Here is a 25,971-nt window from a genome sequence, read left to right as displayed (position 1 = left end):
ACACTTTAAATAAATCTCTTACGATTCACTTTTATACGTGTGCATACGCCTAGTTAGTAGACTTCCTTTCTATAATTTTTGCTAGTTCATCACTAGCTGTATAGGTAAGCTTTTACACTACCTAGACTTTCATCATTTATTTTCCTCTTCACTACCTCCTTTATATATAATCTTAGACATAATTATTTCCTCTTTATCAATACATATCATTATACTGCAAAAGGAAGAACAAACCAATTGCAGTCGGTTATTTATTTTCGTACTCATCAAATGACCAAAGTGGCGCTTGGTACGCTTCAACAGTTAAATATGTCATATACTCATTAGCACTTACTCTTAATACATCATTTACCAATTCATATAATCTAACATCACTGTCTATCTTTTTCCACTTTTTCACTTTGAGAAACTTCCAAATATCATCATCTGTCACTCGGTCGTAACCGAACATGTGAAACTCTTCTACTTTACTTTCTAAAACGACTTGTAACTGTCCGCGGTATGATTCTACCAAAGCCTCTTTATCTAACATCTATAACATCTCCTTCTTATTTCAGCACGAAAAAGTCGCTTTAATCCCGCTCTAATGGACAGCAATAACTACTTTCAAGAGCGCTATCATAGTTCACTCTCTTAAATGCTTGTCATTCTTGTCTCGTACGTGCATATAAATTATTGTAAATCATTCCATTGATTTTGAGAAGGTAGGAGAAGAACATGACGAGACAAAGCTTTTTAAAAGGCGCATTTATTTTAATGATAGCCGGATTTATTACAAAAATACTCGGTTTCATCAATCGTATAGTAATGGCACGTATTTTAGGTGAAGAAGGCGTTGGTCTTTATATGATGGCCGTTCCTACATTCATTTTAGCAATTACATTAACACAAATCGGTCTTCCTGTCGCAATCGCAAAATTTGTAGCAGAAGCGGAAGCTGTGAACGATAAACAAAGAGTTAAAAAAATATTAACTGTATCACTAGCTGTTACATCCGTTATTAGTATCATATTAACAATCGGAATTATGTTCCTCACACCTATTTTAGCAAAAACATTATTAACCGACGAAAGAACATACTATCCATTAATAGCCATTTTGCCCGTTGTTCCTGTTATTGCCATTTCTTCTGTTTTGCGCGGTTACTTTCAAGGGAAACAAAATATGAAACCTAGCGCTTATGCACAAGTTCTAGAACAAGTTGTCCGCATTACCATTATCGCTATATGCATTCAATTATTTTTACCTTACGGCGTAGAATATGCTGCAGCCGGTGCTATGTTATCAGCTGTTCTCGGTGAAGTTGCATCCTTATTATTTTTACTCACGTTATTTCAGCGCGAAAAACATTTATCAATACGCTCTGGATTTTTCACTACTGTAAAGGAGAGCAAAGGAACATTTTATTCCCTTATGGATATAGCTCTTCCCACTACAGGAAGTCGTTTAATCGGCTCCGTTTCATATTTTTTTGAACCTATTGTCGTTATGCAAAGCTTAGCAATCGCTGGTGTCGCTGCTTCTGTTGCAACCCAGCAATACGGCATGTTAAACGGTTATGCATTCCCGCTCCTATCACTACCCGCCTTTATTACATACGCTCTTTCTACAGCGCTCGTCCCTTCTATTAGTGAAGCGATGGCAAAAAGACAACATAAATTAGTGGAGCACCGCTTACAACAAGCACTTCGAATTTCATTAATTACCGGGGGATGGTCTGTCGTTATATTATATGTATTCGCTTCTCCTGTTTTAACTCTTATGTACGGATCAGACAGCGCAACAGCATTCATTCAACTTCTTGCACCTTGCTTTTTATTTCATTATTTCCAAAGTCCACTGACCTCTGTTTTGCAAGCTTTAAACTTAGCAAGAGCTGCAATGATGAATACATTTATTGGCGCCACCGTGAAATTAATTGTTATTTTTGTACTAGCCTCAAGGCCAGAATTTCAAATGATGGGAGTTGCTCTCGCTATCGCTGCAAATATTGTAACAGTAACATTTCTTCACTACGCTACTGTTTTAAAAAAGATTACATTTACCATTTACGCAAAAGACTATATTTTCGGCGGACTTGCCATCGGTATCGCAGGCGCCTTCGGTTTTTATATTCATAAATATATTATTTTCTCTCATTCCCTCGGCATACAAACATTATGGGAAATCACTTTAACAACAATTGTTTATATCGTACTTCTCTTCACCTTCAAACTCATTCGAAAAGAAGAGTTAAGTCGTCTCCCTATCATTCGTAAACTTTCATTTTTGAAATAAGTTGAAACTTTAATCAGTGGGGTAATCTCCACTGATTATTAGTTAAACTAATCATTCTTACTCTTTCAAAGAATAAATCTCTAATTTTCTTTTACATCAACAAAAAATTTTCCGTTTTGAAAACTACAGTATAAAATTTGTGTCACATCGTTATAACCTAAGTTTTTTAATTTCTCAATAAGCCATTCATCTGTATGTTCAATCATTTGTAAATGACTAGATTGAATTTCTCCATCAATAATAAGAGGAAGAGTAAACTGCAATACATCCTGTTTATTTTTTTGTTTTTGAAAGACAGATAACTTCCCAGACGGTTCCAAAATAGCATATTCTACATCCCGAATATCTCCAACTCCTTGCTCCCTTAATTGCATCATTAAATCATCTATATTATAACGTTGCTTTCTCATCTTCTTTTCATCAATCTTCCCCGCGTTTACAAGAATAGCCGGCTCACCTTCTATTAAATGCCGAAAGCGTTGATACTTTAGGGAAATGACTGACAAAATAATTTGGATGCACATAAGAAAAGTCATCGGAATTAATTGATGCCAAAGTGATTTATCGGTATTTTCAATTGCTACTACAGCCATTTCTCCAAGCATAATAAATACGACTAAATCTAATACACTTAGCTCTCCTATCTCACGTTTACCCATAAGACGAAAAATAATTAAGATGATGGTATACAAAAGCATTGTCCGTCCAATTATTGATATCCATTCCATTTCTACATCTCCTTTTTTACGTATAGACTCCCCTATAAAAAAGAAACTAGTCTAACTTAGACAAAAGGAAAATATGCTTGTATTAAAAAGGGGGAATGTATAAATGGATGGAACGAAAAAATTATCCACTGCAATCGGATTCGGTATTACTACACTATTAATTCTCGCATCTCTTACTAGCATGATTATGGCTCTTTTATTAAAGTTTACGAATATAAACGAAGGGACATTAGCCGTTACTATTTTTATACTCGCTCTTTTATCTATGCTTATGTCTGGTTTTATTGCTGGCAACAAAGCACAGGGGAAAGGGTGGCTAGTAGGTCTCACAACAGGTCTCACGTTCACTATACTCGTTTTTCTAGTTAACTATTTAGGCTTTTCTCAAACTTTATCGAACTCACAATTACTTTATCAATTAGCATTAATGGGGGCGAGTACACTCGGTGGTATTTTCGGTGTAAATATGTCAAAGCAAAGTAACTAAAAAAGGCCCTGCACATTTCATGCAGGGCCTTCCACATTAGTTTTTCACAACTTCACGAATCGCATTGCGATCGAAAGTTAAGTGTGAACCACCAGATTTAATAACAATTTTCGTGTCATCTACTGATTCGATTGTACCGTGTAAGCCACCAATTGTTATGATAGCATCACCTTTTGCTAATTCGTTTTGCATTTGAGCAACTGCTTTTTGACGCTTTTGTTGCGGGCGAATTAATAAGAAATAGAAAATCGCAAACATCGCAACAATCATAACGATATTCATCATACCTGCATTCATCTTTTGTTCCTCCTTTTAAATTATGTATTAGAAGTTTTTAGCATTCGGTTTATTAAAGCCATACTGTTCAAAGAATTCTTCGCGGAAATCGCCAAGACGGTCTTCACGAATAGCTTGTCTCACCTGCTCCATTAAGTTTAACAGAAAATGAAGGTTGTGATAAGACGTTAAACGAATTCCGAACGTTTCATCACATTTCATTAAGTGACGAATGTACGCACGAGAGTAATTTTTACATGTATAGCAATCACAATTTGGATCAAGCGGACCGAAGTCTCTTGCAAATTTCGCATTTTTTACAACTAGACGACCTTCACTTGTCATACATGTACCATTTCGAGCGATACGAGTTGGAAGTACGCAGTCAAACATATCAATACCACGAATTGCACCATCGATTAATGAGTCAGGAGAACCTACTCCCATTAAGTAACGTGGCTTATTATCTGGAAGAAGTGGTGTTGTAAACTCAAGTACACGGTTCATAATATCTTTCGGCTCACCTACAGATAAACCACCTACAGCGTAACCAGGGAAGTCCATTGAAACAAGGTCTTTTGCACTTTGACGACGAAGCTCTTCGTACTCCCCGCCCTGTACAATACCGAATAAACCTTGATCTTGTGGACGTTCATGCGCTTTTAAGCAACGTTCTGCCCAACGGCTTGTACGTTCTACAGACTTCTTCATATATTCAAAAGTAGCTGGGAATGGTGGACACTCATCAAATGCCATCATAATATCTGAACCTAATGCATTTTGAATTTCCATCGCTTTTTCTGGTGATAAGAATAATTTATCTCCATTTAAGTGGTTACGGAAGTGAACGCCTTCCTCTTCAATACGACGGAAGTCACTTAAACTGAATACTTGGAAACCACCAGAGTCTGTTAAGATTGCACGATCCCAGTTCATAAATTTATGCAAGCCGCCTGCTTCACGAATAATTTCATGACCTGGACGTAGCCATAAATGATACGTATTACTTAAAATAATGCCAGAATCCATTGCTTTTAATTCTTCTGGTGACATTGTCTTAACTGTCGCAAGTGTACCAACTGGCATAAATGTTGGTGTATCAAATGAACCGTGCGGTGTATGCACACGACCTAAACGGGCACCCGTTTGTTTACATGTCTTAATAAATTCATAACGAATTGCTGTCATAACTTACTCCTTTTATTTGTTTCTCATTTTAGCGTGAGATGCAACGAACATTGCATCACCGAAGCTAAAGAAACGATATTTTTCTTTTACTGCTTCATTGTAAGCATGAAGCACATTATCTCTATTTGCAAATGCACTTACAAGCATGATTAATGTTGATTTCGGCAAGTGGAAGTTTGTAATTAAACCATCAATTGCTTTAAATTCATATCCCGGATACATGAAAATATCTGTCCATCCAGAAGCGGCGCAAAGCTTACCGTTATGATCTGTTGCAATTGTTTCTAACGTACGAGTTGATGTCGTACCTACAGTAATAATACGTCCACCATTCTCTTTTACACGATTTAATAATGCCGCTGTCTCTTCAGACATATGGTAATATTCTGCGTGCATATGGTGTTCTTCAATCGTATCTGCAGAAACTGGTCTAAATGTTCCAAGTCCTACGTGAAGTGTAATGAATGCTAACTGAACGCCTTTTTGCTTTAACTTCTCAAGTAACTCTTCTGTAAAGTGAAGTCCCGCAGTCGGCGCTGCTGCTGAACCAATTTCTTTCGCATATACTGTTTGATAGCGATCGCGATCTTCTAGCGTCTCTTTAATATATGGAGGAAGTGGCATTTCCCCAAGTTCATCTAAAATTTCATAGAAGATGCCGTCATATGAAAATTCAAGCTGACGTCCACCTTGATCTGCAGTTCCTGTGCAAGTTGCTTTTAATTTTCCTTCGCCAAAAGAGATAACAGTTCCTTCTTTTACACGTTTCGCTGGCTTTACAAGCGTTTCCCACTTATCGCCCTCTTCTTGTTTTAAAAGAAGTACTTCAATGTGTGCGCCTGTATCTTCTTTCACACCATGCAAACGAGCAGGCATAACTTTCGTTTCATTTAAAACTAAACAATCCCCCTCATGTAAGTAGGAAAGAATGTCCGTAAAATGTTTATGCTCAATATCACCTGTTTCACGGTCTAACACCATTAATCTTGATGTTTCACGCTCTTCTAACGGGACTTGTGCAATAAGTTCTTCTGGTAAATGAAAATCAAACAGATTTATATCCATAGCTATATCCACCTATTTCTTATTTGAATCGATTTATTATATACATAATAAAAGATAATACAATACTTAACACAATACATGTAATGATAGGAAAATAAAAGGTAACGTTTCCTTTTTTAACAAAAATATCGCCTGGAAGCCTTCCAATGAACTTCCAAGCTAATCCAACAACAATGAGTAAGATCCCCGCTGTAATAAGCAGCTTTGGCATCTCCGTCATACTTTTGGTATCTCCATTCCGAAATGTTCATACGCAAGCGGCGTTACAATTCGGCCCCTTGGCGTTCGTTGTAAAAAGCCAATTTGTAATAAATACGGCTCATACACATCTTCAATCGTATGAGATTCTTCTCCAATTGTTGCTGAAACCGTTTCTAATCCAACTGGACCACCACGGAATTTCTCAATAATACCAAGCAGTAATTTATGATCAATATGATCTAAACCTAATTTATCTACTTGCAGTAGCTCTAATGCCATTTGTGTAATTTCCATCGTAACCGTTCCGTTACCACGAACTTGCGCGAAATCACGTACACGTCTTAAAAGACGATTTGCAATACGAGGTGTACCACGAGCACGCCTTGCAATTTCTAGTGCAGCTAACGAATCAATTTCAACTTCGAATACTTCTGCTGTACGTTCAACAATCGCAGAAAGCTGATCTACTGTGTAATACTCTAACCTTGAAAGTACACCGAATCGGTCACGAAGCGGCGCCGATAATGCTCCGGCGCGTGTCGTTGCTCCAACTAATGTAAATGGCGGTAAATCTAGGCGTACAGAACGTGCTGAAGGCCCTTTTCCAATTACGATATCAAGGCAAAAGTCTTCCATTGCAGGATACAATACTTCTTCAATTGATCTATGCAAACGATGAATTTCATCAATAAATAATACATCTCCTGGCTGAAGCGCTGTTAATACAGCAGCTAAATCTCCTGGTCTTTCAATTGCCGGACCTGAAGTTGTTCTAACATTAACGCCCATTTCATTAGCAATAATATTCGCAAGCGTCGTTTTACCAAGACCTGGTGGTCCATATAAAAGCACATGATCTAACGTTTCTTCACGCATTTTCGCCGCTTCAATAAATACTTCTAAATTATGTTTCGCTTTATCTTGGCCAATATACTGACGGAGCGTCTGTGGCCGTAATGAATATTCTAAATCCGAATCTTCATATGCAGATTCCCCTGAAAGGAGACGTTCGTCCATTATACTCACCTCTTACCATTTAGTAAAAGACTAAGTGCCTTTTTAATATACTGATCCGTCGTTAATGATTCTTTTAATAACTCTGGTACAACGCGAGAAACTTCGCGTTCTGCGTATCCAAGTGCGCGCAGAGCTTCCAGTGCCTCATCAAGCTCAGCTGATGTACCTTTCTTCTCATCAAAACGTTCTGTGTCTGAGAATAAATCAACAAATGCATCTGGTACGACATCTGCTAGTTTTCCTTTTAAATCTAAAATCATTTGGCGTGCTGTTTTCTTTCCGACGCCTGGGAATTTCACTAAAAACTTCTCATCTTCATGCTCAATCGCTTGAACGACCTGTCCTGTTTGACCAGAAGCTAAAATTGCAAGAGCGCCTTTTGGCCCAATGCCAGACACGCCTAACAACTTTGTAAATAATAAACGCTCTTCACGTGTTTTAAACCCGTAAAGTGCCATAATATCTTCTCTCACATAATGATATGTATAGACACGGATTTCTTGCTTACTTCTTTGAAATACATACGGATTCGGTGTGAAAATTTGATAACCAATTCCATTATGATCAATTACGACATATTCCGGCCCTACATACTCCACGTAACCTGTAACATATTCAAACAAAATACGATCTCTCCCTCTTAAATCATGTATTCCATTTTAACATATTTAATGATAGAAAAGCGAGACTGCCCCAACAAATGTTCTCCACTTGAAACTTCTGTTATTTTCCATTGACAGAAAGGTTAAAGCACCTTAATATACAGAGGTCGATAATGATTATCAATACTAATTAAAGGGGTTACATCAGGATGAAACGTAAGCTATTTATTTTATTTACTATTATGCTTGTTGTTCTTTCTATCGTTGGCTGCTCTTCTCAAAAAGAAGAATCGAAAGCAAAAGAACAACCGAAAACAAAAGTTGTAAAACATGCTAAAGGTGAAGCAACAATTCCAGTAAATCCAAAGAGAATTGTTGACTTATCTGGATCAACAGAAGAACTATTACTTCTTGGACACAAACCTGTTGGTACAGCAAATACATATAAAGATAAAATCCAAAATCACTTAACAGATAAGTTAGATGGAGTAAAAGCAGTAGGTTGGTACTGGGCACCTAAAGTTGATTTAGAAGCTGTTACTGCTTTAAAACCAGACTTAATTATTTTAAACAACCGTCAATTAAAAATTTATGATCAACTAGAAAAGGTTGCACCTACAGTTGTTCTAGAAACAAACTTAGAAGACTGGCGTGGTAAATTTAAAGAAGTAGGTAAGCTATTTGGCGAAGAGAAGAAAGCAGACAAATGGATTGCAGACTACGATAAGAAAGCAGACTCTTTATCTAAAAAAATTAAAGAGAAAACAAAAGATGAGAACTTTATGTTCGTTGCAGTTACACCACAAAACTTCCGCGTATACGGCAGCTTCGGATACGGTGACATCATCTTTAATGACTTAAAACTTCCAGCAACAAAAGGTACAGATTTAAAACAAACAATGGCGCAAGTATCGCTAGAAGGTCTTGTTGCATTCCAACCTGATCAAATGTTTATTGTAAACTTTGGCGGCGAAGCTGATAAAGTTTACGAAGACTACAAAAACAGTGCCGTTTGGAAAGACAATAAAGCTGTGAAAAACAATCATGTATATGAAGTATCAAACGAAATCTTCAATACGAAAGCATTCAATCCAATCGGAAAAGATATGCTAATCGATGAAATCGCAAAAGAAATTTTAGCTAAGAATAAGTAAGAAAAAGCAGCTCACCATGAGCTGCTTTTTTTCTTATTTTGCACTGCGTATTGCTTCATTTTTTCAATCGTTCTCACAAAACCTTCTTTTGATTTAATCCGAATACCACGCTTCAATTTCGCACGCTCATAACTCTCAAGCTTTTTCATATCAATTTGGAAGAAGGAGTGAATCGCATTATCACTTTTCGGTACACCTTTGAAAATTTGTAATATCCCTTCCTCTGACACGCCAAAATAACCGCTCGTTTTTAATAACGGAGAAATATCATCAACTTTCTTTTGCAATACAATTTGTACATCATCACGATCAACGAGCTGCCATTCTTTATACTGCTGTAAAAACTTTTCTAAATCCACCACTTTTTCTGTAAGTATTTCCTCACTTACTTCTCCATCAACATACATACGCTCTAATAAAATTGTAACTTCGGGTTCTTTTTTCGTTACTTCTGGTACTGGCCCTTCCGCCTTCACATTCGTTTCATAAACGAAACAAAACATCATAACGAAAGCTTGCACCGCAATCAGTATCCATTTCATTTCCGTTCACCTCTTCTAGGCAAAATCAAACTTTCATTAGTAGTTTTTCCGGAAATGGGGGTTTTATCCATATTACATTTCTTTCGAAAAAATAAAAAATGCAGATAGGCATTTACCTCATCTGCATGTATCATTTACTTTTATATAAAATGAAAGACGCCTGCAAAGCAGGCGTCTTGATGCGTTTACGGCGAGAGACCAGGCGACCACATTCGCGTGTTTAGCACTTAAGCATATCTCTCGTCTTACGTAAATTAGCTCATCGCTTTGTTAATATAACATTAATAAAGTATAAGTGCAACATGTTTATAAAAATATCTTATTTCCTCTTTCATCCAAATTATTTTATGTAAATTATAAATTGATAATTGTAATATATATTACAATAGATATAAAAGCGAAATCATAATAAGTAGGGGATGAATATTGTGAAAAAATAAAGGATGAACGTCTCATTCTTCAAACGTTAAAAAACATACGTATGGCCTTTCTTTTTCAATACATTGGGGTAGTTGAGATTTTAGGCTATATCGGATTCACTGAAGGAATTGATCAAATTACGAAATCTCCATTATGGCTATTATTTATGCTTACGAGTATTTTACTTGCTTATTTACAGTTAAGTGTTTCAATCGATGTAGAAGAAGGCGAAAAGGAAATAAAATTAACCCCTTATTACAAGCTTGTTTTACGCTCTCTTCTTATTGGAATTATTATTACTATTATTTATCTCATTTTCATTCCTGAAAGACCTCTATTTAAAGCTATTCTAACAGGTAGTGTTTTCCTCATATGCTTTTTAGTTTCTTACTCCGTTAGTTATTTTATTAAAAAACGTCGTTTACAAGACAACGATGAATGAAGAGGAAGGGCTATCCCTTCCTCTTTTGTTTTGCTATCGCATAGTACCAGTTAAACCGTAACGAATGTCTCGGAACATATTTCCTATATCACGATTAAAATCGTTTGTAACTGTACCGTTACGTAGGCGTGTGCTCATTGCATCGACACGAGTAAACATATCATTTCTTACAGAAACATAGACATTTCTGTTTCCAACTTCATTTACAACAGCTTGACGAATTTCGTTCGCCATCGCCGTTTCATTTGTCACTGTATTACGCGGTTTTACCGCAATCGCCACATCGTTTCCATATACAACTGTAGACACACGGTCCACGTTATTCATACGTTTCACACGATTTGTAATTTTTTCTGCTGTTTTACCATCATTGTTAATGTATGAATTGTTCATTGTAATATTACGTGTTGGATGTGGATTAGCAATTTGACCGTTGTAATTTACATCTCGGTAATAATTGTTATATCCTGTATCGTTACGACCATTTCTATATGTTACATAATCTGTATAGCGATCATTACGCGTTACATTATCACGATACTGGTGTGTATCATTATAAGATGTACGCTCGTAATTGTAGTTACGTCCATCCATTGCATTGTTATCTTTTGGTGTACCACATGCAGCTAATGCACTGGTAACTAACAAAGAAGCAGCAATCACTTTTACTTTCGTATTCAATACAAAAACCCCCTCTGTTAGAATGAGCTTCTCTTCTGAAAAGCTCCCTCTTATGATGAGTAACAGAGAGGGTTTTTACACTGTTAATATTTCACTGGGAATTTTCTAGCACTTCATAAAAACCCTTCATTTCCTTAATTAACACGCATGCAAAAAAGGCGGAAATACTCCCGCCTTTTTAAACTTCTTCTTCGGCCTCTTCTTCTGAAATGGGCTCTCCAAATACATTTGGTGGATCTGGTTGATAATACATCGTTCCTGGCTGTGGTGCATATGCAGATTGAGTTGGTTGATAATATAAAGGATTCGCATATTGCGGACCGCCTGGTTGTGGACTATATAGTCTACTTTCTCCTCCGCATCCACAATCTTCCTCACCCTGCACAAGCGGCGGCATATTATTATCCATTGGCATCATATTCGTGTTTGGCATAGACGTATATTGCGGTCCAAACGGCGCCCCTTGCTGATATGGCATTTGATATGGATTTGGTTGTTGATAATATGGATTCGGCGGCATCATAGGCTGTTGATACGGCATTTGATATGGCATCATATTCGGTGGTTGATTGTTATCCATAATTGGCATCATATTCGGCATTTGATTGTTATCCATGATTGGCATCATATTCGGCATTTGATTATTATCCATAATTGGCATCATATTCGGCATTTGATTATTATCCATAATTGGCATCATATTTGGTGGTTGATTGTTATCCATGATTGGCATCATATTCGGCATTTGATTATTATCCATAATTGGCATCATATTCGGTGGTTGGTTGTTATCCATAATTGGCATTATATTCGGCATTTGATTATTATCCATAATTGGCATCATATTCGGCATTTGATTATTATCCATAATTGGCATCATATTCGGCATTTGATTATTATCCATAATTGGCATCATATTCGGCATTTGATTATTATCCATAATTGGCATCATATTCGGCATTTGATTATTATCCATAATTGGCATCATATTTGGTGGTTGGTTGTTATCCATAATTGGCATTATATTTGGCATTTGAATATTTGGCGGTATGACTTGTGGAATAACTACATTTTCTTTCGATACATTTGGTGATACTATATTCCCTACGTTTTCTTTCTTCACTTGTGGTGACACTATATTCCCTACATTCTCTTTCTTCACTTGCGGCGATATTATATTCCCTACATTCTCTTTCTTCACTTGTGGTGACACTATATTCCCTACATTTTCTTTTTTCACTTGCGGTGACACTATATTCCCTACATTTTCTTTCTTCACTTGCGGTGATATTATATTCCCTACATTCTCCTTCTTCACTTGCGGCGATATTATATTCCCTACATTCTCCTTCTTCACTTGCGGCGATATTATATTCCCTACATTCTCCTTCTTCACTTGCGGCGATACTATATTGTTTTTTTTCGTTTGCGGAGAAATGATATTGTTAGGTTTCATTTTACTAATTTGAGGAGCAATTAACTCGCTTCCTTTTTTTATTACATCTGAAATTTTATATTCTTTTTTTGGTTTTATTGGTGGTTGTGGCGGCTGCGGTAATACATTTACCGAAAACTTCGTGCTTTCTTTTTCCGCCGGTTTTGGTTTTTCTATCACAGGTGGTTTTTGAATAACAGACGGTTTTTCAACTGGTTTTTCTTTTTGAATTGGCTGTTCTTTTTGCACCTCTTTTTGCGGCTTTACCTGCATCTCCTTCTGTGGTTTCACCTGTACTTCTTTTTGCGGCTTTACTTGCATCTCCTTCTGCGGTTTTACTTGCACTTCTTTTTGTGTTTGTTGCATAGCTGGCTGCTGTGTAATTGGTGCTGATTGATACGTAACTTCTTCTTCATCTTCTATTCCAAGCGGAGTTGGTGTTGCTGCAAATTCTTTTTGCTGCACTTCTTTTACGTATTGCTTTGGAGGCGCTGAGCCTGCTCCAGCCTGTTGTTTCATATGAACACTCTTTGATGGCACTTTAATTTTCATACCTGGCATGATTAGATCAGGATTACTAAGTTGTGTATTTGTTTGTTTCAGCGTATCAAAATCCACTCCGTACTTTTTCGCAATTTTCCAAAGGGTATCCCCTTTTTGCACGATATGAATTTTCAAATTTTCCCCCTCCTGTATAACTTATCTATAAGTAACAAATCTCATGAAGTAACTCTTTCTAAATAACGTTAACTTCTTTTCACTTTCATCACTTCTTCGATTTTCAATATCATTTGAAGTGGAATAAGCATAAAAAAATCGCAATGATTTCTTCACAACAATGTATGCCCATTTCGTTCTCGTTATGATTATGTGCATGAAAAAAAGCAACGGGAATACCGTTGCTTTACACACGCTCTAACATACGATTTAATGCAAGAACCGCTTCTGCGGTTACTTGTTTATCTACACTAATAACGTTAATTTCTTCTCCTCTTTCTATCGTTTCAAGTGCCCATAATAAGTGAGGCAGATCAATTCGGTTCATCGTTAAACATGGACACATAAATGGATTAAGTGAAACAATTTCTTTATCTGGATGTTGCTGAATAATTCGGTTCACTAAATTCATTTCTGTACCAATCGCCCATTTGCTACCAGATGGCGCTGATTCAATCATATCAATAATATATTTCGTTGACCCTGCATAATCTGAAGCAGCTACAACTTCATAGCAACATTCTGGATGTGCAATAATATTCATATCCGGATGATTTTTTCGTACATTCTCTATGTTTTTCACTGTAAAGTTTTGATGAACTGAACAATGACCTTTCCATAAAATCACTTGAATTTCTTCTATATCTCCATCGTACTCTAAAGAATCAGTATGCGGATCCCATACTGCCATTTTATCTAACGGGATACCTAAGTCGTACGCTGTATTTCTTCCTAAATGTTGATCCGGTAAAAAGACGAGACGTTCTTTTTGAGTAAACGCCCAAGATACCATTTGCTTTGCATTAGAAGAAGTTACTGTTGCTCCTCCGTTACGACCACAAAACGCTTTAATTGCAGCTGTAGAGTTCACATACGTTAACGGAATCATCGTATCTCCAAATAATTTCGTGAGCTCTTTCCACGCTCTTTCTGTTTGTTCAATATCTGCCATATCTGCCATCGAACATCCTGCACGCATATCTGGCAAAATAACGATTTGATCATCTGTCGTTAACATATCTGCTGTTTCCGCCATAAAGTGCACCCCGCAAAACACAATATACTTTGCGTCTTTATTGCTCGCTGCAACTTGCGCAAGCTGAAGTGAATCCCCTGCTGCATCTGAAAATTGTACCACTTCATCTTTTTGGTAATGATGTCCTGGAATGAATAACATTTTTCCCATTTTTTCTTTAATTTCATGAACACGCTTTTCCATATCTTCTTTTGACATCTTGTGATAACGCTCCGGTAACATCGTTTCAATTGGTTGCACTTTTTCTAAAATACTCATATTCCTTTCTCCCCCTCTAAGCGACTTTCCTTACCCTTCAATATTGAAACTAATATCAAGTGCTTTCACTGAATGTGTTAACGCTCCAAGTGAAATATAATCTACCCCTGTTTTTCCGTATTTCGATAAATCTTCAATTGTAATGCCTCCTGATGCTTCCGTAACGATGGCACTTGGTACAATCTTTGAAAACTCTCTAATCTCATCTGGCGTACGGTTATCAAACATAATAATATCCGCACCAGCCGCTACAGCCTCTCTCACTTGCTCCTCCGTTTCTGTTTCCACTTCTACTTTCACCATATGTCCTAATTTTTCTTTCAGCGATGTAACAGCTTTCGTAATAGAACCCGCAAAGGCAATATGATTGTCTTTGATCATGACACCATCATATAAACCGAAACGGTGATTAAATCCTCCTCCGCACACGACTGCATACTTATCAAACATACGTAGCCCCGGCATTGTTTTTCGCGTATCACAAATACGTGTATGGCTGCTATCTAAAGCAAGAACCGCTTTACGCGTCATCGTCGCTATTCCGCTCATACGCTGGATAACATTTAATATAACGCGCTCTGCTGTTAATAACGATGCAATTGGACCTTGCACAGTTGCAATGATTTCGCCTTTTTCTACAAGATCCCCATCTTTTTTATGAAGCTCTACTTCAATTCTCTCATCAATTAATTTAAATCCCGATTCAATTACTAAACGTCCTGCAAAGACCCCTGTATCCTTCGAAAGAAACGTTCCTTTTGAAAGCAAGTTATCTGGAAAAATAAGCTGAGATGTTACATCTCTTTCTCCTATATCTTCTAAAAAAAATCGATTTAATGCTTCTTTCACTTTTATCGTGTTCATAAAGCCCCTCTTCCCCTCATCACACAAGTTGTAGTTTTCTCTTTACTCGAACAATCTCTTTCTTTCCTACATTTCTATCTGGATAATCACTCCGGTAATGCCCACCAATACTTTCTTCTCTTTGCAGAGCTGACACAACTATAAGCTCACAAACCGTTAACATATTAATAAGTGTTATCTCTTCATTCGTAAGAACATCATGTTGTAATATCATATTTCGAACACCGTACTTACTAAGCCATCTCTTCGCATAAGATAAACTTTGCTCTGTTCGCACAATCCCAACATATTTCATCATGCATTTTTGTATTTCTTCTTTCGTCGGTAAATGATTCAGAACGATAAACTTCGCTTCCTTTTCGGCTAGCATGCTCACCTTTTCTTTTGTCTCTCTAGATAAAATGTGTCGTCCGATTCTTTTTCCAAACACAAGACCTTCTAATAATGAATTACTCGCTAATCTATTTGCACCATGAACCCCATTACAAGCTACTTCACCGACTGCGTATAGGTTCGGAATAGACGTCTCTCCATCACAGTTCGTTTTCACGCCGCCCATGTGAAAATGAGTACCGGGCACGACTGGAATAAGTTTTTTATTTATATCGACTCCATTTGTTTTACATATCGATGACACGGTCGGAAAGCGTTGTTCAAAGTTTTGAATCATTTCGATGTTTAAGTACACTTTTTCACCCGCAAGTAGCTGTTCATGAATAGCCCTTGCGACTACATCACGAGGCGCTAGATCCTGTTCGGAATGTATATCCATCATAAAACGCTGCCCTTTTCCATTTATAAGAACAGCTCCTTCTCCGCGAACAGCTTCGGACACGAGGCCGGAACAACGCCCACCCGCGTATAACATCGTCGGATGAAATTGTATAAACTCTAAATCTACAAGCTCTCCGCCTGCACGGTACACCATTGCAAGTCCATCGCCTGTAATTGTCTCATCATTAGAAGTAAAGGCGTATAAACCGCCAATACCGCCTGAAGCTAACACCGTATAATCTGCATTGTAACGTTTCAGTTCTCCTTTATTGTTACGAGTTAAAGCCCCAACACATTTATCTTTTTCTATAATAAAATCGAGCACCATTTCCTGTTCCACTACCGTAACGTATGGAGCTACTTCTTGAATAAGATGCTCTAATAAATTCTTTCCTGTTGCATCGCCACCTGCATGTAAAATACGACGTTTTCGATGCGCTCCTTCTTTTCCAAGATGAGGACCTGTTTCATCTCCATCAAATTTCATTCCTCTTTCAATAAGGTTATTAATTTCTTTCGGCCCTTCCTCGACTAAATAACGGACCACTTCTTCATTATTATAATGACACCCTGCTACTAACGTATCTTCAAAATGATCATTAGGATTGTCATATGTAGCTACCGCTGCGGCAATTCCACCTTGAGCTAAATGTGTATTATTATTACGTTTCGTCTCCTTTGTGATAATAATCACATTCTTTTCGTGACAAATCTCTTTTGCAACACGAAGTGCCGCAACGCCACTTCCAATAATTAAGACATCTGCACTTGGCATAATTGTTGCCTCCTACTTTACACTTTTCAACTGTCTTGACACCTATATTTACATAGTTTTAAAATAATGACAAGAGTTTTTTTATAATTCTTATTTTCACTACCATTTAAAAAGTAAAAGAAATGTAACTCTTACTAGAGAGAGGAACTTACATGATGATATATCTTGACTATGCAGCTACTACACCTATGAGCGAGGAAGCGTTACAAACATATATGAAAGCAGCTTCTCAATACTTTGGAAATGAACAAAGTTTACATGACATTGGAGGAACGGCTTCTTCTTTATTACAAGTTTGCCGAAAAACATTCGCGGAAATGATTGGTGGAAAAGAACAAGGAGTATTCTTCACAAGCGGTGGCTCAGAATCAAACTATCTTGCGATCCAATCACTTCTAAATGCCCGAAATAAGAAGCATATTATTACGACACCTATGGAACATGCATCCATTCGAAGTTATTTTCAATCTCTAAAATCAAAAGGCTATACGATCACTGAAATTCCTGTTGATAAAAGCGGACTCATTTGTTTAGTAGATTTAGAGGCATCTATTACAGAAGATACTGTGCTAGCAAGTATACAGCATGGAAACTCTGAAATCGGAACCGTTCAAAACATTACAGAAATCGGGGCAATTTTGAAAAAATATAATGTTTTATTTCATACGGATTGTGTGCAAACGTTTGGTAAACTGCCTATCCATGTTTTTGAGATGGGGATTGATAGTCTTTCTGTTTCAGCACATAAAATATACGGACCAAAAGGTGTCGGCGCTTGCTACATAAATCCGCAATCTCGCTGGGAACAAGTATTTCCAGGAACTTCTCACGAAAAAGGATTTCGCCCAGGTACAGTTAACGTTCCCGGCATCGCATCTTTTTTAACAGCTGCTGAAAATATATTAAAAACTCAATGGGAAGAAAGTTTACGTTTTAAAGAGTTACGATCCTACTTTTTAGAGCAAATACAAACACTTCCGCTAGAAATTGAAGTAGAAGGTCATTCTACTTCTTGTTTACCACATATTGTTGGGGTTACAATAAAAGGAATAGAAGGTCAATATACTATGCTAGAATGTAATCGTCATGGTATTGCCATTTCCACCGGAAGTGCTTGCCAAGTCGGTAAACAAGAACCTTCGAAAACCATGCTTGCAATTGGAAAAACGTATGAAGAGGCCAAACAATATGTCCGCTTCTCTTTCGGACAACAAACAACGAAAGATCAAATTGATACTACTATTCATGCACTACACACAATTGGAAATCAATTTTATAGAGGTGTTAAATCATAATGAAACAAAATGAACAAAAAAAGATTTTAGGTGAAGAAAGACGACAGCTTATCCTCCAGTGGCTTCTCGCTGCAAATGAGCCGTTATCTGGGAATGAACTATCGAAGAAGACAAACGTAAGTAGGCAAGTTATCGTGCAAGATATTTCCTTACTTAAAGCACGAAACGAACCAATTATTGCGACTGCTCAAGGCTATTTATATTTAAAGCCACAAGAGAAACAACAAGCTTTTGAACGCGTAATCGTATGCCAGCACAAACCAGCAGAAGTACGTCAAGAACTTACAATGCTTGTTGATCACGGTGTTACGATTAAAGACGTAAAAGTTGAGCATCCTGTATACGGCGATTTAACAGCATCTATTATGGTAAGTAATCGCTTTGATGTAGAACAATATTTACAAAAAATAGAAAACACAAATGCTTCTTACCTTTCGCAACTAACAGATGGTATTCACTTACATACAATTGAGGCCGATTCTAAAGAAAAGTTAGATGCTGCTTGCAAGGCACTGGATAAAGCAGGATTTCTCGTTTATTAATGTAAAGCACAGAGTTTTTATAATTCTCTGTGCTTTTTTTTAATGCTATAATATTGTAATCAATCGTAAAGGAGATCACTTATGGGAATTAAACTCGTTCACTTTAGCATTGGCAAACCGAAACAAATGAAATATAGCGAAGATAAAGAAATGATTACTGGTATATGTAAGGAACTTACAGAAGAAGCTTTCCTCTCAAAAGATGGATTCCTCGGCGATGACGTAGCAGATTTAAAACATCATGGCGGTCCTGATCGCGCTGTTTGTGTATACCCACACGAGCATTACGCACTATGGGAAGAGGAATTTCAAACTACGCTTCCAGCTTCCACATTTGGCGAAAACATTACCGTAACAAATATGTTAGAGCGTGATGTTTGCATCGGAGATACATATCAACTAGGTGAAGCAATCATTCAAGTGACACAAGCAAGAGTACCTTGTAGCACTATTTCAAAACGCCTCGGTATTCCTGGCATTTTGCCGCGCATTGTAGCAACTGGATTTACTGGCTACCTATGCCGTGTTCTTCAAGAAGGTACTGTACGTAAAGATTCTAAAATTACATTACTAGAACGTCAACCGAGCAATATTTCTGTGTTGTTCTCTAACGAAATCTATTTTCATAATAGAAAAGATAAAGATGGCATAGAAAAAATTCTTGCTGTTCCAGAACTAGCTGATATTTGGCGTGGTCAGTTAGAAGAGCGTCTTGTGAAGTTAAAATAAAGAATCCCACCAGGTAAACAGTATTGAGTTCTGATATGCTCCCCATTAGGTAGACAGATAAAAAATAAAAATCTGTTTATCTAATGGGAGTATTTTTATTTTCTCTTCCTTCACGTCCAAACATATAAAAATATATTTCATATTATATATGGACAACCTTTAACCCTTATATATGAAGGGAGTGATTAGTTATGGCAGATTACTTCTTAAAAAATGGAAAAAAATATTATAAGAAAAATGATCATCCATGTAATTCTTCAAATTCAGATTCAACTAACTGTTTTATACAGAACTATACTATTTTCGGTACGGAAGATACCCCTCAAGATCTTGATATAACAACTGGAATTCCTCGAACTGTATTTGAAAACTTCACTAAAAATCATAATAAGACACTTATTAAATTTAGTTTCAGTCCTGCATTTGCAACAACGATTAGATTAACAATTGCAAGATTAAACCATCGCTCTCCACTTACATTTACCTTAACACCAGGAGATATTAAAACATTTTTAGTAGAAGATGTTTTGAGTATTACTTTCTCAGATACTGTAGCTCCATCTACACTTAATCTATTAATACAACAAACGAATTGTATTTGCTGCAGTAATTCGAACAATGATGAATCCTATTATTATAATAGTTGTAATGATGCGTACTAAAAACACGACAAAAGAGTGACCTATTCCTAACAGAAAGCCGTCCTAAAATATCTTTTAGGACGGCTTCTTTATTTTGCTAGCTTAATTACATCACTTACTCCAATAGAATCGATAGCTTACTCTGCCTCAAACCGATAAACAACTTTTCATTTCAAACAAGTTTAACAACAGCTCCCTTTACAACCAATAAGAAGAATAACTCCCCAGCACAGTAACAGAAAAACCGAGTGCTTCAAGTTCCATCGTTACGCCTGGCAATAATACGTCATCATACGCTTTATCGACATCGATTAAGAAAAAGTAATTTCCAAGACCTGTTTTCATCGGACGCGATTCGATTTTTGATAAGTTTAATTTTCTCCATGCGAAAGCTGATAACACTTGATATAGGGCACCTGCATAATCTGCAGGTAACGTTATCATAAGCGTCGTTTTCTCTCCGCGGTTCTCTCCGTTATTCGGGAGTACTGCTTTCTTTTTCTTATGGAGTACTAGGAAACGTGTGTGATTATTTTTATGCGTATGAATGCTACGCCTCACAATTGTTAATCCATATTTTTCTGCAGCTGCTTCATTTGCAATAGCGGCAATTTTCTCTTCAGGATGTTCTTTCACATATTGCGCAGCGGCACTTGTGGATGTCATATCTCGAACAGTTACTCCTTTTAATTCTTCATTTAAAAATTTATGGCACTGTGCAATGGCATGCGGATGAGAATGCACCGCATATACTTCATCCCACACTTCTGCATACTGCGGATGTACAAGTAAATGCTGCTGAATTGGTACTGTAATTTCTCCTACAATGGAAAGCGGCTGCTCATGTACAAGGTAATCAACCGTTATATTCACTGAACCTTCTATTGCATTTTCTAACGGTACAACTGCGAAGTCTACATTTTCATTTGCAGCTGCATCTATACAATCTGGAATCGTTCGATACGGTACATGCTCTGCTTCCGGAAAAAAACGACTCACCGCCATATTTGTAAATGTTGCTTCTGGTCCTAAATATCCTACTCGAATCATCGTCTTTTCCCCTCTTTTTCGTTTTCTTACTGTTATACCATACTTTTTTATATTCTTCTATGCAAATTTCGAATATTAAAAAAAGACTAGCTTTCGCTAGTCTAAATGTTTCTTATATTCTCTTTGAGCGAAGAAGAAATAAATGATACATGCTGCGATATAAAACAGAATGAACAAACCTACTTTTCTTAATGATCCATCCATAAAAAGCGTATTATGAAACGTATATAACGCAACTGCACTATGCATACTCCCTACTATAATTGGCGCAAAAAATAGCATACATAATTGCCAACGAGAAATTTTCCATACTTCTTCCTTCGTCATTCCAAGTTTAGAGAGTGCACCATACTGCTTTCGGTCCGATGCAATATTATGGAACCATTTAAAATACACGATACTACATGAAGTAAGAAAAAATAATATACTAATAAATGAGCCTACAAATAGAGTAATATCGCCGCCTTCTTTCATATTTACATATAACTCCATATTGCTTCGAAATGCATTATTATCTTGTTTCATATGTTTCCGTAAATCTTCATTTAATTTCTTCGTCTTTTCGATATTTGGTAATGTGTAGCCTCTATATATCATTTTTTCAGAATCAGGAACCTGATTTGCTATACTGTCAAAATCTTCATCATTCATAACGAAGAACAGACCATTAATGTACGAGGGATGATGGTTAAATTGAACACCTTCTTTCTGACCGTTAAATACGAATTGATATGGTTGATTCATTACTCGCAATTGAATCTCTTTTTGATTATATACATTCGAATTATTGTATTTATTATAATAAACGAGTGTCACTGTACCTTTTTTAGGACGATACGTTTTCTGTTTTTGTTTCCTCGCTTCTTGGTTATATTCACTTTCTTTTATAAGCGGTGCTATTGTTGTTTCTCCCTTATTAGACTGAAAGGATGCATACACTCCAATAAAACTCATATATTGAAAATCATCATACTCATATTGATGCAGTAATTTTTCAACCGCACCTTCTTCAAAGACTTCATGAGTAGAAATACCTTTTTCTATGTACGAAAACGAGTGTATCCCTCCAGTTCGCCACATATCTTGCATGCTAGAAAAATATAAGAACACCGTACCTGTTGCTGTAACTACAAACGTCGTTGCCATAGACATCAGAAAGAAAAAGCGACCATTTTCCTTCATTCGATGTGACAATTGATTCACTATAAATAAATACGGATATGTATACATAATCTTTTTATTTCGCTTTATCATTTCTAACACTTGGGTAGCACCATGCGCGAAAGAAAAGTACGTTCCAAAAAAGACAAGTATAGACACAGGGAAAAAGTATATCGCTATCGTAGCCATCGTCACTTGTAGCGCCAACGCATACCCGCCCACTAAACAAGCAAAACCGAATAAACAGAGCCACTTTGATGTTTTCTTCTCTTTTTTATCTGTTCGAAATTCTTTCAATAACCGAATGATTTTTATATTCCATATACGTAAAGCACTTATAAAAGATAATAGAATAAAAACGACTATATATGTAATAAATGTTACACCAATCGCCCTTACGTCAAATATGACAGGCAGTTCTTTCGGAAGCCCCAGTAACATACTAAATACCATAAAAAAGAGTTTTAAAAATATCATACCAAGCCCAATACCGAAAATATTCGCGAAGACCCCAATTAAAATTTGCTCGGTCATAATCACTCCTATTACGTTAGACTTCGTTGCTCCCATTAACATATATAACCCTAATTCTTTCTTACGTGCTTCTATGAAAATAGAAGTAGAGTACAAAATAAATATGACGAAAAAAGAAATGATTATAACATTACATATGATAAGTCCCCAGCGTACGTTTTGATACCACATCGTCTCTTGCATATATGGATGCACAATGACAGACATATATGCGTAAGAAGCAAATATTGCAAAACAACTACTTAAGAAAAACACTTTATAATTACGCCAATTTCCTTTTATATTTTGCAGCGCTAGTTGCCGAATGTTCATCTATCGTCCTCCTGTAACTTACTACATAGGCAAAAAGCTAGAGATTCCCCTAGCTTTTTACGTGTTTTAAATATCCTCTTTGCGCGATCATAAAGTAAATGGCAGAAGCTAAAATGTATGCTCCAATTACAAGCGCACCTGATTTCCACAAATCAATATAAAGCATTTTCCCTAACGTATGAAGAGCAACTCCACTATGAATGGAACCGATTAAAATTGGGATAAAGAAGATAACTCCCATTTGTCGAATCGCAATTTTGCGAATTTCTTTATCTGTCATACCGATTCTCTTTAACGATTTAAATTGAATACGATCTTGTTCTTTATCGTTAAACCATTTAAAGTATGTCATACTACAAGCGAAGAAGAAGAACAGTACTGCTACGAAGAAACCGATGAACATTGTAATTGCTCCACCTTCTCTTATATCCTTATACGCAAACACTGAATTTCTCAATTCTCCTTGCTTTTCTGGTGCAATTTCATTTTTCAAATCTAATACAAGATCTTCTGTACTTTTCCAATCCTCAATATAATAACCGTAATATTTCCTCTTTTCTTCATCTGGTACGAGTTTTGCATATTTCTCAAAATCTTGATCATTTACAACGAGATATTCACTATCATTAAAAACAGAATACTGCGTTGGGGCATTTAATTGAACAGACTGCTTTTGTCCGTTAATTGTAAATTCATACGGTTTCGTACGATCTATCTTCATCAGTTCATTTGACATATCAACCATAACCATCGTTGCACTACCCATTGCATTATGAATTTCTGAAGGTTGCTCTCTCTTTTGTTTACGCACTTCCGCATTATATTCTTTTTCTGAAATAATCGTCATCGGTACTTCATGTTCACTATTAAACAACGTTATTTTCTGTGTTGCTGGTAGTTTTATGTATGTTACTTTTCGCGCATCTTCAAACCCGTGTCTCTTCACAAGCTCCTGTACCTTTTCTTCATTAATAAGGCTATATGTATTTAACCCCTTTTCCTCATATGAGATAGCATGTGGTGTAAGTTCTACCGTTTTCGCACTCAAATTTTCAAAATATACGTAAAGCGTGCCAACTGCCGAGGATACAATCGCCGTAATAATAGAAATTACAAATAGAAAACGAGCATTATCTTTCATTTTATAAATAAGGTTGCTAAGAACAAACATATTTGGATACGTATAGAAAGATTGCTTTCTTTTTTGTAATGCTTTTAATACAACTGTACTACCTTGTGTAAATAGTAAATACGTTCCGCCAATTGTCAGTCCTACCACCGGTAAAAAGAGGATGATGAAATTCAGAAACGTTACTTGGAAGCTAAGTACATATGCAGCAATAATACATCCTATACCAACTACACTTAACCATGTAAATGCAAACGGCTCTACTTTTTGCTTTCTTGCTTCTCTTAATAAATCAATAATTTGCAAGCGTCCTACTGTCCAAACACTAAATAATGATAGGATTAAAAATAGAATAAAGTATACACCAGCTGTAATAAGAACTGCTTTACTATTCCAAACGAGTGGAAGTGTCTTATCTATTTTCAATAATACGCTTAACGCTTGGAAAAATAATTTTGAACAAAGCATTCCAACCCCAATACCAACTACAATTGCAATACCACCTAACATCAGTTGTTCTAATATAATCATTCGGCCGAGCTGCGATTTCGTTCCGCCTATTAATGTTAGTAGACCAAACTCTTTTTTTCTTGCTCGTAAAAACGTTGAATTTGCATATAAAATAAAGAGTGCCGAGAAGATGACCACAATATAATTCATCGATTCTAATCCTTTTGTAATCATCTTTCTCATACTAATATTACCGCTTACGACATCTGGATGATAAATAAAAGAAGCATACATGAAAAATACGACAATCGATAAACAACTACTTATAAGAAACGCTTTATAGTTACGCCAATTCCCTTTTACGTTATTAAGCGCGAGCTGGCGAAAGTTCATGATATTCTCCTCCTAGCATCGCAAGTACGTCCAGAATTTCTTGGAAAAAGGCTTGTTTCGTTCTTCCTTTATGTATTTCTGAGAAAATTTCTCCGTCGCGAATGAATAGAATACGTTCGCAATAACTCGCTGCTACTGGATCATGCGTTACCATTGCAATTGTCACTTTCTTTTGTTCATGTAAGTCTTGCAACGCGCTCATTAATGATTTTGCTGACTTCGAATCTAAGTTTCCAGTCGGCTCATCTGCTAAAATTAACGTAGGCTCATGAATAATCGCTCTCGCAGCTGCTGCACGTTGCTGTTGTCCGCCTGATACTTCGTATACTTTTTTATTTAAAATTTCTTCGATGTTTAAAAACTTCGCAATTTCCAGTACTTTCGCATCGATTTCATTTACAGATTTCTTCGCCATTACAAGTGGTAAAATAATGTTTTCTTTAATAGATAACGTATCAAGTAAGTTAAAATCTTGGAAGATGAACCCTAAATGTGTACGGCGAAACTCCGCTAATTTTGCAGCACGCATTTGATTAATTTCTTCCCCATTTACAAGCACATGACCTGAAGTTTGCTTATCAATTGTCGCCAATAAATTTAAAAGCGTTGTTTTCCCGCTTCCCGAAGGACCCATAATCCCTACAAATTCGCCTTCTTCTATTTTAAAATTTATATCGTTTAAAGCAGTCGTCGCTACTGAACCTTTTGATTGGTACACCTTCGTTAATCCTTTTACTTCAAGAACACTCATTTCTAATCCCCCTATGTGTTTTCTTCTTACATTTACTATAAGAAA

26 protein-coding genes are annotated in these 25,971 nt (G+C 36.5%); 8 read left to right on the top strand and 18 right to left on the bottom strand.

The features are described from left to right. Positions 1 to 247: 247 nt before the first annotated feature. Positions 248 to 532 (bottom strand): post-transcriptional regulator, encoded by a 285-nt coding sequence (locus tag ASE54_RS29845; protein WP_000884549.1) that lies wholly within the window; start codon positions 530 to 532, stop codon positions 248 to 250. 185 nt (positions 533 to 717) lie between these two features. Here ASE54_RS29845 and spoVB point away from each other — a divergent pair, with 185 nt between their 5' ends. After that, positions 718 to 2,277, top strand: coding sequence for a stage V sporulation protein B (gene spoVB, locus ASE54_RS29840; RefSeq protein ID WP_000198293.1), 1,560 nt, complete (start codon positions 718 to 720; stop codon positions 2,275 to 2,277). 80 nt (positions 2,278 to 2,357) lie between these two features. Here spoVB and ASE54_RS29835 read toward each other — a convergent pair whose 3' ends face one another. Then, positions 2,358 to 3,005, bottom strand: a complete 648-nt coding sequence (locus ASE54_RS29835; RefSeq protein ID WP_000454822.1) for a DUF421 domain-containing protein — start codon at positions 3,003 to 3,005, stop codon at positions 2,358 to 2,360. 103 nt (positions 3,006 to 3,108) lie between these two features. On the opposite strand from ASE54_RS29835, the gene ASE54_RS29830 reads away from it, so the two are divergent. Then, positions 3,109 to 3,492, top strand: a complete 384-nt coding sequence (locus ASE54_RS29830; RefSeq protein WP_000349145.1) for a TIGR04086 family membrane protein — start codon at positions 3,109 to 3,111, stop codon at positions 3,490 to 3,492. Between the two features lie 36 nt (positions 3,493 to 3,528). Here the strand turns inward: ASE54_RS29830 and yajC are convergent, their stop codons facing one another. The 6 genes from yajC to ruvA are packed head-to-tail and all read right to left on the bottom strand — an operon-like array spanning position 3,529 to position 7,862. Beyond that, positions 3,529 to 3,789: a preprotein translocase subunit YajC gene (yajC, locus tag ASE54_RS29825; protein ID WP_000991113.1), complete on the bottom strand. Its 261-nt coding sequence runs from the start codon at positions 3,787 to 3,789 to the stop codon at positions 3,529 to 3,531. Between the two features lie 27 nt (positions 3,790 to 3,816). After that, the gene (tgt, locus tag ASE54_RS29820; protein ID WP_000125365.1) at positions 3,817 to 4,956 is read right to left on the bottom strand and encodes a tRNA guanosine(34) transglycosylase Tgt; all 1,140 of its coding nucleotides are present in this window, start codon (positions 4,954 to 4,956) and stop codon (positions 3,817 to 3,819) included. A 12-nt stretch (positions 4,957 to 4,968) separates the two neighbouring features. Beyond that, a complete protein-coding gene (gene queA / locus ASE54_RS29815; RefSeq protein ID WP_000354035.1) occupies positions 4,969 to 6,021 on the bottom strand; it encodes a tRNA preQ1(34) S-adenosylmethionine ribosyltransferase-isomerase QueA in 1,053 nt (350 codons plus the stop codon). A 19-nt stretch (positions 6,022 to 6,040) separates the two neighbouring features. Next, the gene (locus tag ASE54_RS29810) at positions 6,041 to 6,241 is read right to left on the bottom strand and encodes a DUF2905 domain-containing protein (protein ID WP_000138162.1); all 201 of its coding nucleotides are present in this window, start codon (positions 6,239 to 6,241) and stop codon (positions 6,041 to 6,043) included. Next, positions 6,238 to 7,239, bottom strand: coding sequence for a Holliday junction branch migration DNA helicase RuvB (ruvB, locus tag ASE54_RS29805; RefSeq protein ID WP_000344464.1), 1,002 nt, complete (start codon positions 7,237 to 7,239; stop codon positions 6,238 to 6,240). The genes ASE54_RS29810 and ruvB overlap by 4 nt, the downstream gene beginning before the upstream one ends. Positions 7,240 to 7,244: 5 nt before the next feature. Further along, positions 7,245 to 7,862: a Holliday junction DNA helicase RuvA gene (gene ruvA / locus ASE54_RS29800; RefSeq protein WP_000464512.1), complete on the bottom strand. Its 618-nt coding sequence runs from the start codon at positions 7,860 to 7,862 to the stop codon at positions 7,245 to 7,247. 188 nt (positions 7,863 to 8,050) lie between these two features. Here ruvA and ASE54_RS29795 point away from each other — a divergent pair, with 188 nt between their 5' ends. Then, positions 8,051 to 8,995, top strand: coding sequence for an iron-hydroxamate ABC transporter substrate-binding protein (locus ASE54_RS29795; protein ID WP_000823610.1), 945 nt, complete (start codon positions 8,051 to 8,053; stop codon positions 8,993 to 8,995). 11 nt (positions 8,996 to 9,006) lie between these two features. Here the strand turns inward: ASE54_RS29795 and ASE54_RS29790 are convergent, their stop codons facing one another. Continuing rightward, on the bottom strand, positions 9,007 to 9,537 hold the full coding sequence (locus ASE54_RS29790; RefSeq protein ID WP_000871202.1) for a BofC C-terminal domain-containing protein: 531 nt from the start codon (positions 9,535 to 9,537) through the stop codon (positions 9,007 to 9,009). A gap of 481 nt (positions 9,538 to 10,018) precedes the next feature. Here ASE54_RS29790 and ASE54_RS29785 point away from each other — a divergent pair, with 481 nt between their 5' ends. Next, positions 10,019 to 10,399: a hypothetical protein gene (locus ASE54_RS29785; RefSeq protein ID WP_000874881.1), complete on the top strand. Its 381-nt coding sequence runs from the start codon at positions 10,019 to 10,021 to the stop codon at positions 10,397 to 10,399. Positions 10,400 to 10,432: 33 nt separating this feature from the next. Here the strand turns inward: ASE54_RS29785 and ASE54_RS29780 are convergent, their stop codons facing one another. From ASE54_RS29780 to nadB, 5 genes are all read right to left on the bottom strand, one after another. Next, positions 10,433 to 11,080, bottom strand: a complete 648-nt coding sequence (locus ASE54_RS29780; protein WP_001093530.1) for a YhcN/YlaJ family sporulation lipoprotein — start codon at positions 11,078 to 11,080, stop codon at positions 10,433 to 10,435. A gap of 178 nt (positions 11,081 to 11,258) precedes the next feature. After that, entirely contained in the window at positions 11,259 to 13,193 is a 1,935-nt protein-coding gene (gene exsA / locus ASE54_RS29775) for a spore coat assembly protein ExsA (protein ID WP_057273008.1), read from the bottom strand. A gap of 226 nt (positions 13,194 to 13,419) precedes the next feature. After that, positions 13,420 to 14,526, bottom strand: a complete 1,107-nt coding sequence (gene nadA, locus ASE54_RS29770; RefSeq protein ID WP_000025282.1) for a quinolinate synthase NadA — start codon at positions 14,524 to 14,526, stop codon at positions 13,420 to 13,422. A 30-nt stretch (positions 14,527 to 14,556) separates the two neighbouring features. Continuing rightward, entirely contained in the window at positions 14,557 to 15,390 is an 834-nt protein-coding gene (gene nadC, locus ASE54_RS29765) for a carboxylating nicotinate-nucleotide diphosphorylase (protein ID WP_001092241.1), read from the bottom strand. 19 nt (positions 15,391 to 15,409) lie between these two features. Then, positions 15,410 to 16,939 carry an L-aspartate oxidase gene (gene nadB / locus ASE54_RS29760; protein WP_001138541.1) on the bottom strand — a complete coding sequence of 510 codons (1,530 nt, stop codon included), beginning with the start codon at positions 16,937 to 16,939 and terminating at the stop codon, positions 15,410 to 15,412. Between the two features lie 152 nt (positions 16,940 to 17,091). Between nadB and ASE54_RS29755 the strand changes: the two genes are divergently transcribed. The 4 genes from ASE54_RS29755 to ASE54_RS29740 all read left to right on the top strand — a co-directional run bounded on the left by ASE54_RS29755 (position 17,092) and on the right by ASE54_RS29740 (position 20,167). Beyond that, entirely contained in the window at positions 17,092 to 18,234 is a 1,143-nt protein-coding gene (locus ASE54_RS29755; protein WP_000973781.1) for an IscS subfamily cysteine desulfurase, read from the top strand. Then, the gene (locus tag ASE54_RS29750) at positions 18,234 to 18,776 is read left to right on the top strand and encodes a transcription repressor NadR (protein ID WP_000812273.1); all 543 of its coding nucleotides are present in this window, start codon (positions 18,234 to 18,236) and stop codon (positions 18,774 to 18,776) included. Before ASE54_RS29755 ends, ASE54_RS29750 begins: the two co-directional genes overlap by 1 nt. A gap of 81 nt (positions 18,777 to 18,857) precedes the next feature. Then, positions 18,858 to 19,505: an MOSC domain-containing protein gene (locus ASE54_RS29745; RefSeq protein ID WP_000511662.1), complete on the top strand. Its 648-nt coding sequence runs from the start codon at positions 18,858 to 18,860 to the stop codon at positions 19,503 to 19,505. 191 nt (positions 19,506 to 19,696) lie between these two features. Next, positions 19,697 to 20,167, top strand: coding sequence for a hypothetical protein (locus tag ASE54_RS29740; RefSeq protein ID WP_000796367.1), 471 nt, complete (start codon positions 19,697 to 19,699; stop codon positions 20,165 to 20,167). A 177-nt stretch (positions 20,168 to 20,344) separates the two neighbouring features. Here the strand turns inward: ASE54_RS29740 and pheA are convergent, their stop codons facing one another. The 4 genes from pheA to ASE54_RS29720 all read right to left on the bottom strand — a co-directional run bounded on the left by pheA (position 20,345) and on the right by ASE54_RS29720 (position 25,926). Continuing rightward, complete coding sequence (gene pheA, locus ASE54_RS29735; protein ID WP_000621701.1) at positions 20,345 to 21,196, bottom strand: prephenate dehydratase; 852 nt, start codon at positions 21,194 to 21,196, stop codon at positions 20,345 to 20,347. 96 nt (positions 21,197 to 21,292) lie between these two features. After that, positions 21,293 to 23,203: an ABC transporter permease gene (locus tag ASE54_RS29730; protein ID WP_001026364.1), complete on the bottom strand. Its 1,911-nt coding sequence runs from the start codon at positions 23,201 to 23,203 to the stop codon at positions 21,293 to 21,295. Between the two features lie 49 nt (positions 23,204 to 23,252). Next, positions 23,253 to 25,175: an ABC transporter permease gene (locus ASE54_RS29725; RefSeq protein WP_001011408.1), complete on the bottom strand. Its 1,923-nt coding sequence runs from the start codon at positions 25,173 to 25,175 to the stop codon at positions 23,253 to 23,255. After that, positions 25,150 to 25,926 carry an ABC transporter ATP-binding protein gene (locus ASE54_RS29720; protein ID WP_000114530.1) on the bottom strand — a complete coding sequence of 259 codons (777 nt, stop codon included), beginning with the start codon at positions 25,924 to 25,926 and terminating at the stop codon, positions 25,150 to 25,152. The genes ASE54_RS29725 and ASE54_RS29720 overlap by 26 nt, the downstream gene beginning before the upstream one ends. Positions 25,927 to 25,971 lie beyond the last annotated feature (45 nt).

The sequence above is a fragment of the Bacillus sp. Root131 genome (assembly GCF_001429475.1).
Lineage (GTDB): Bacteria > Bacillota > Bacilli > Bacillales > Bacillaceae_G > Bacillus_A > Bacillus_A thuringiensis_S.
The sequence above is the reverse complement of the archived record's forward strand: the minus strand, read 5'-3'. Positions and strand labels throughout refer to the sequence as shown.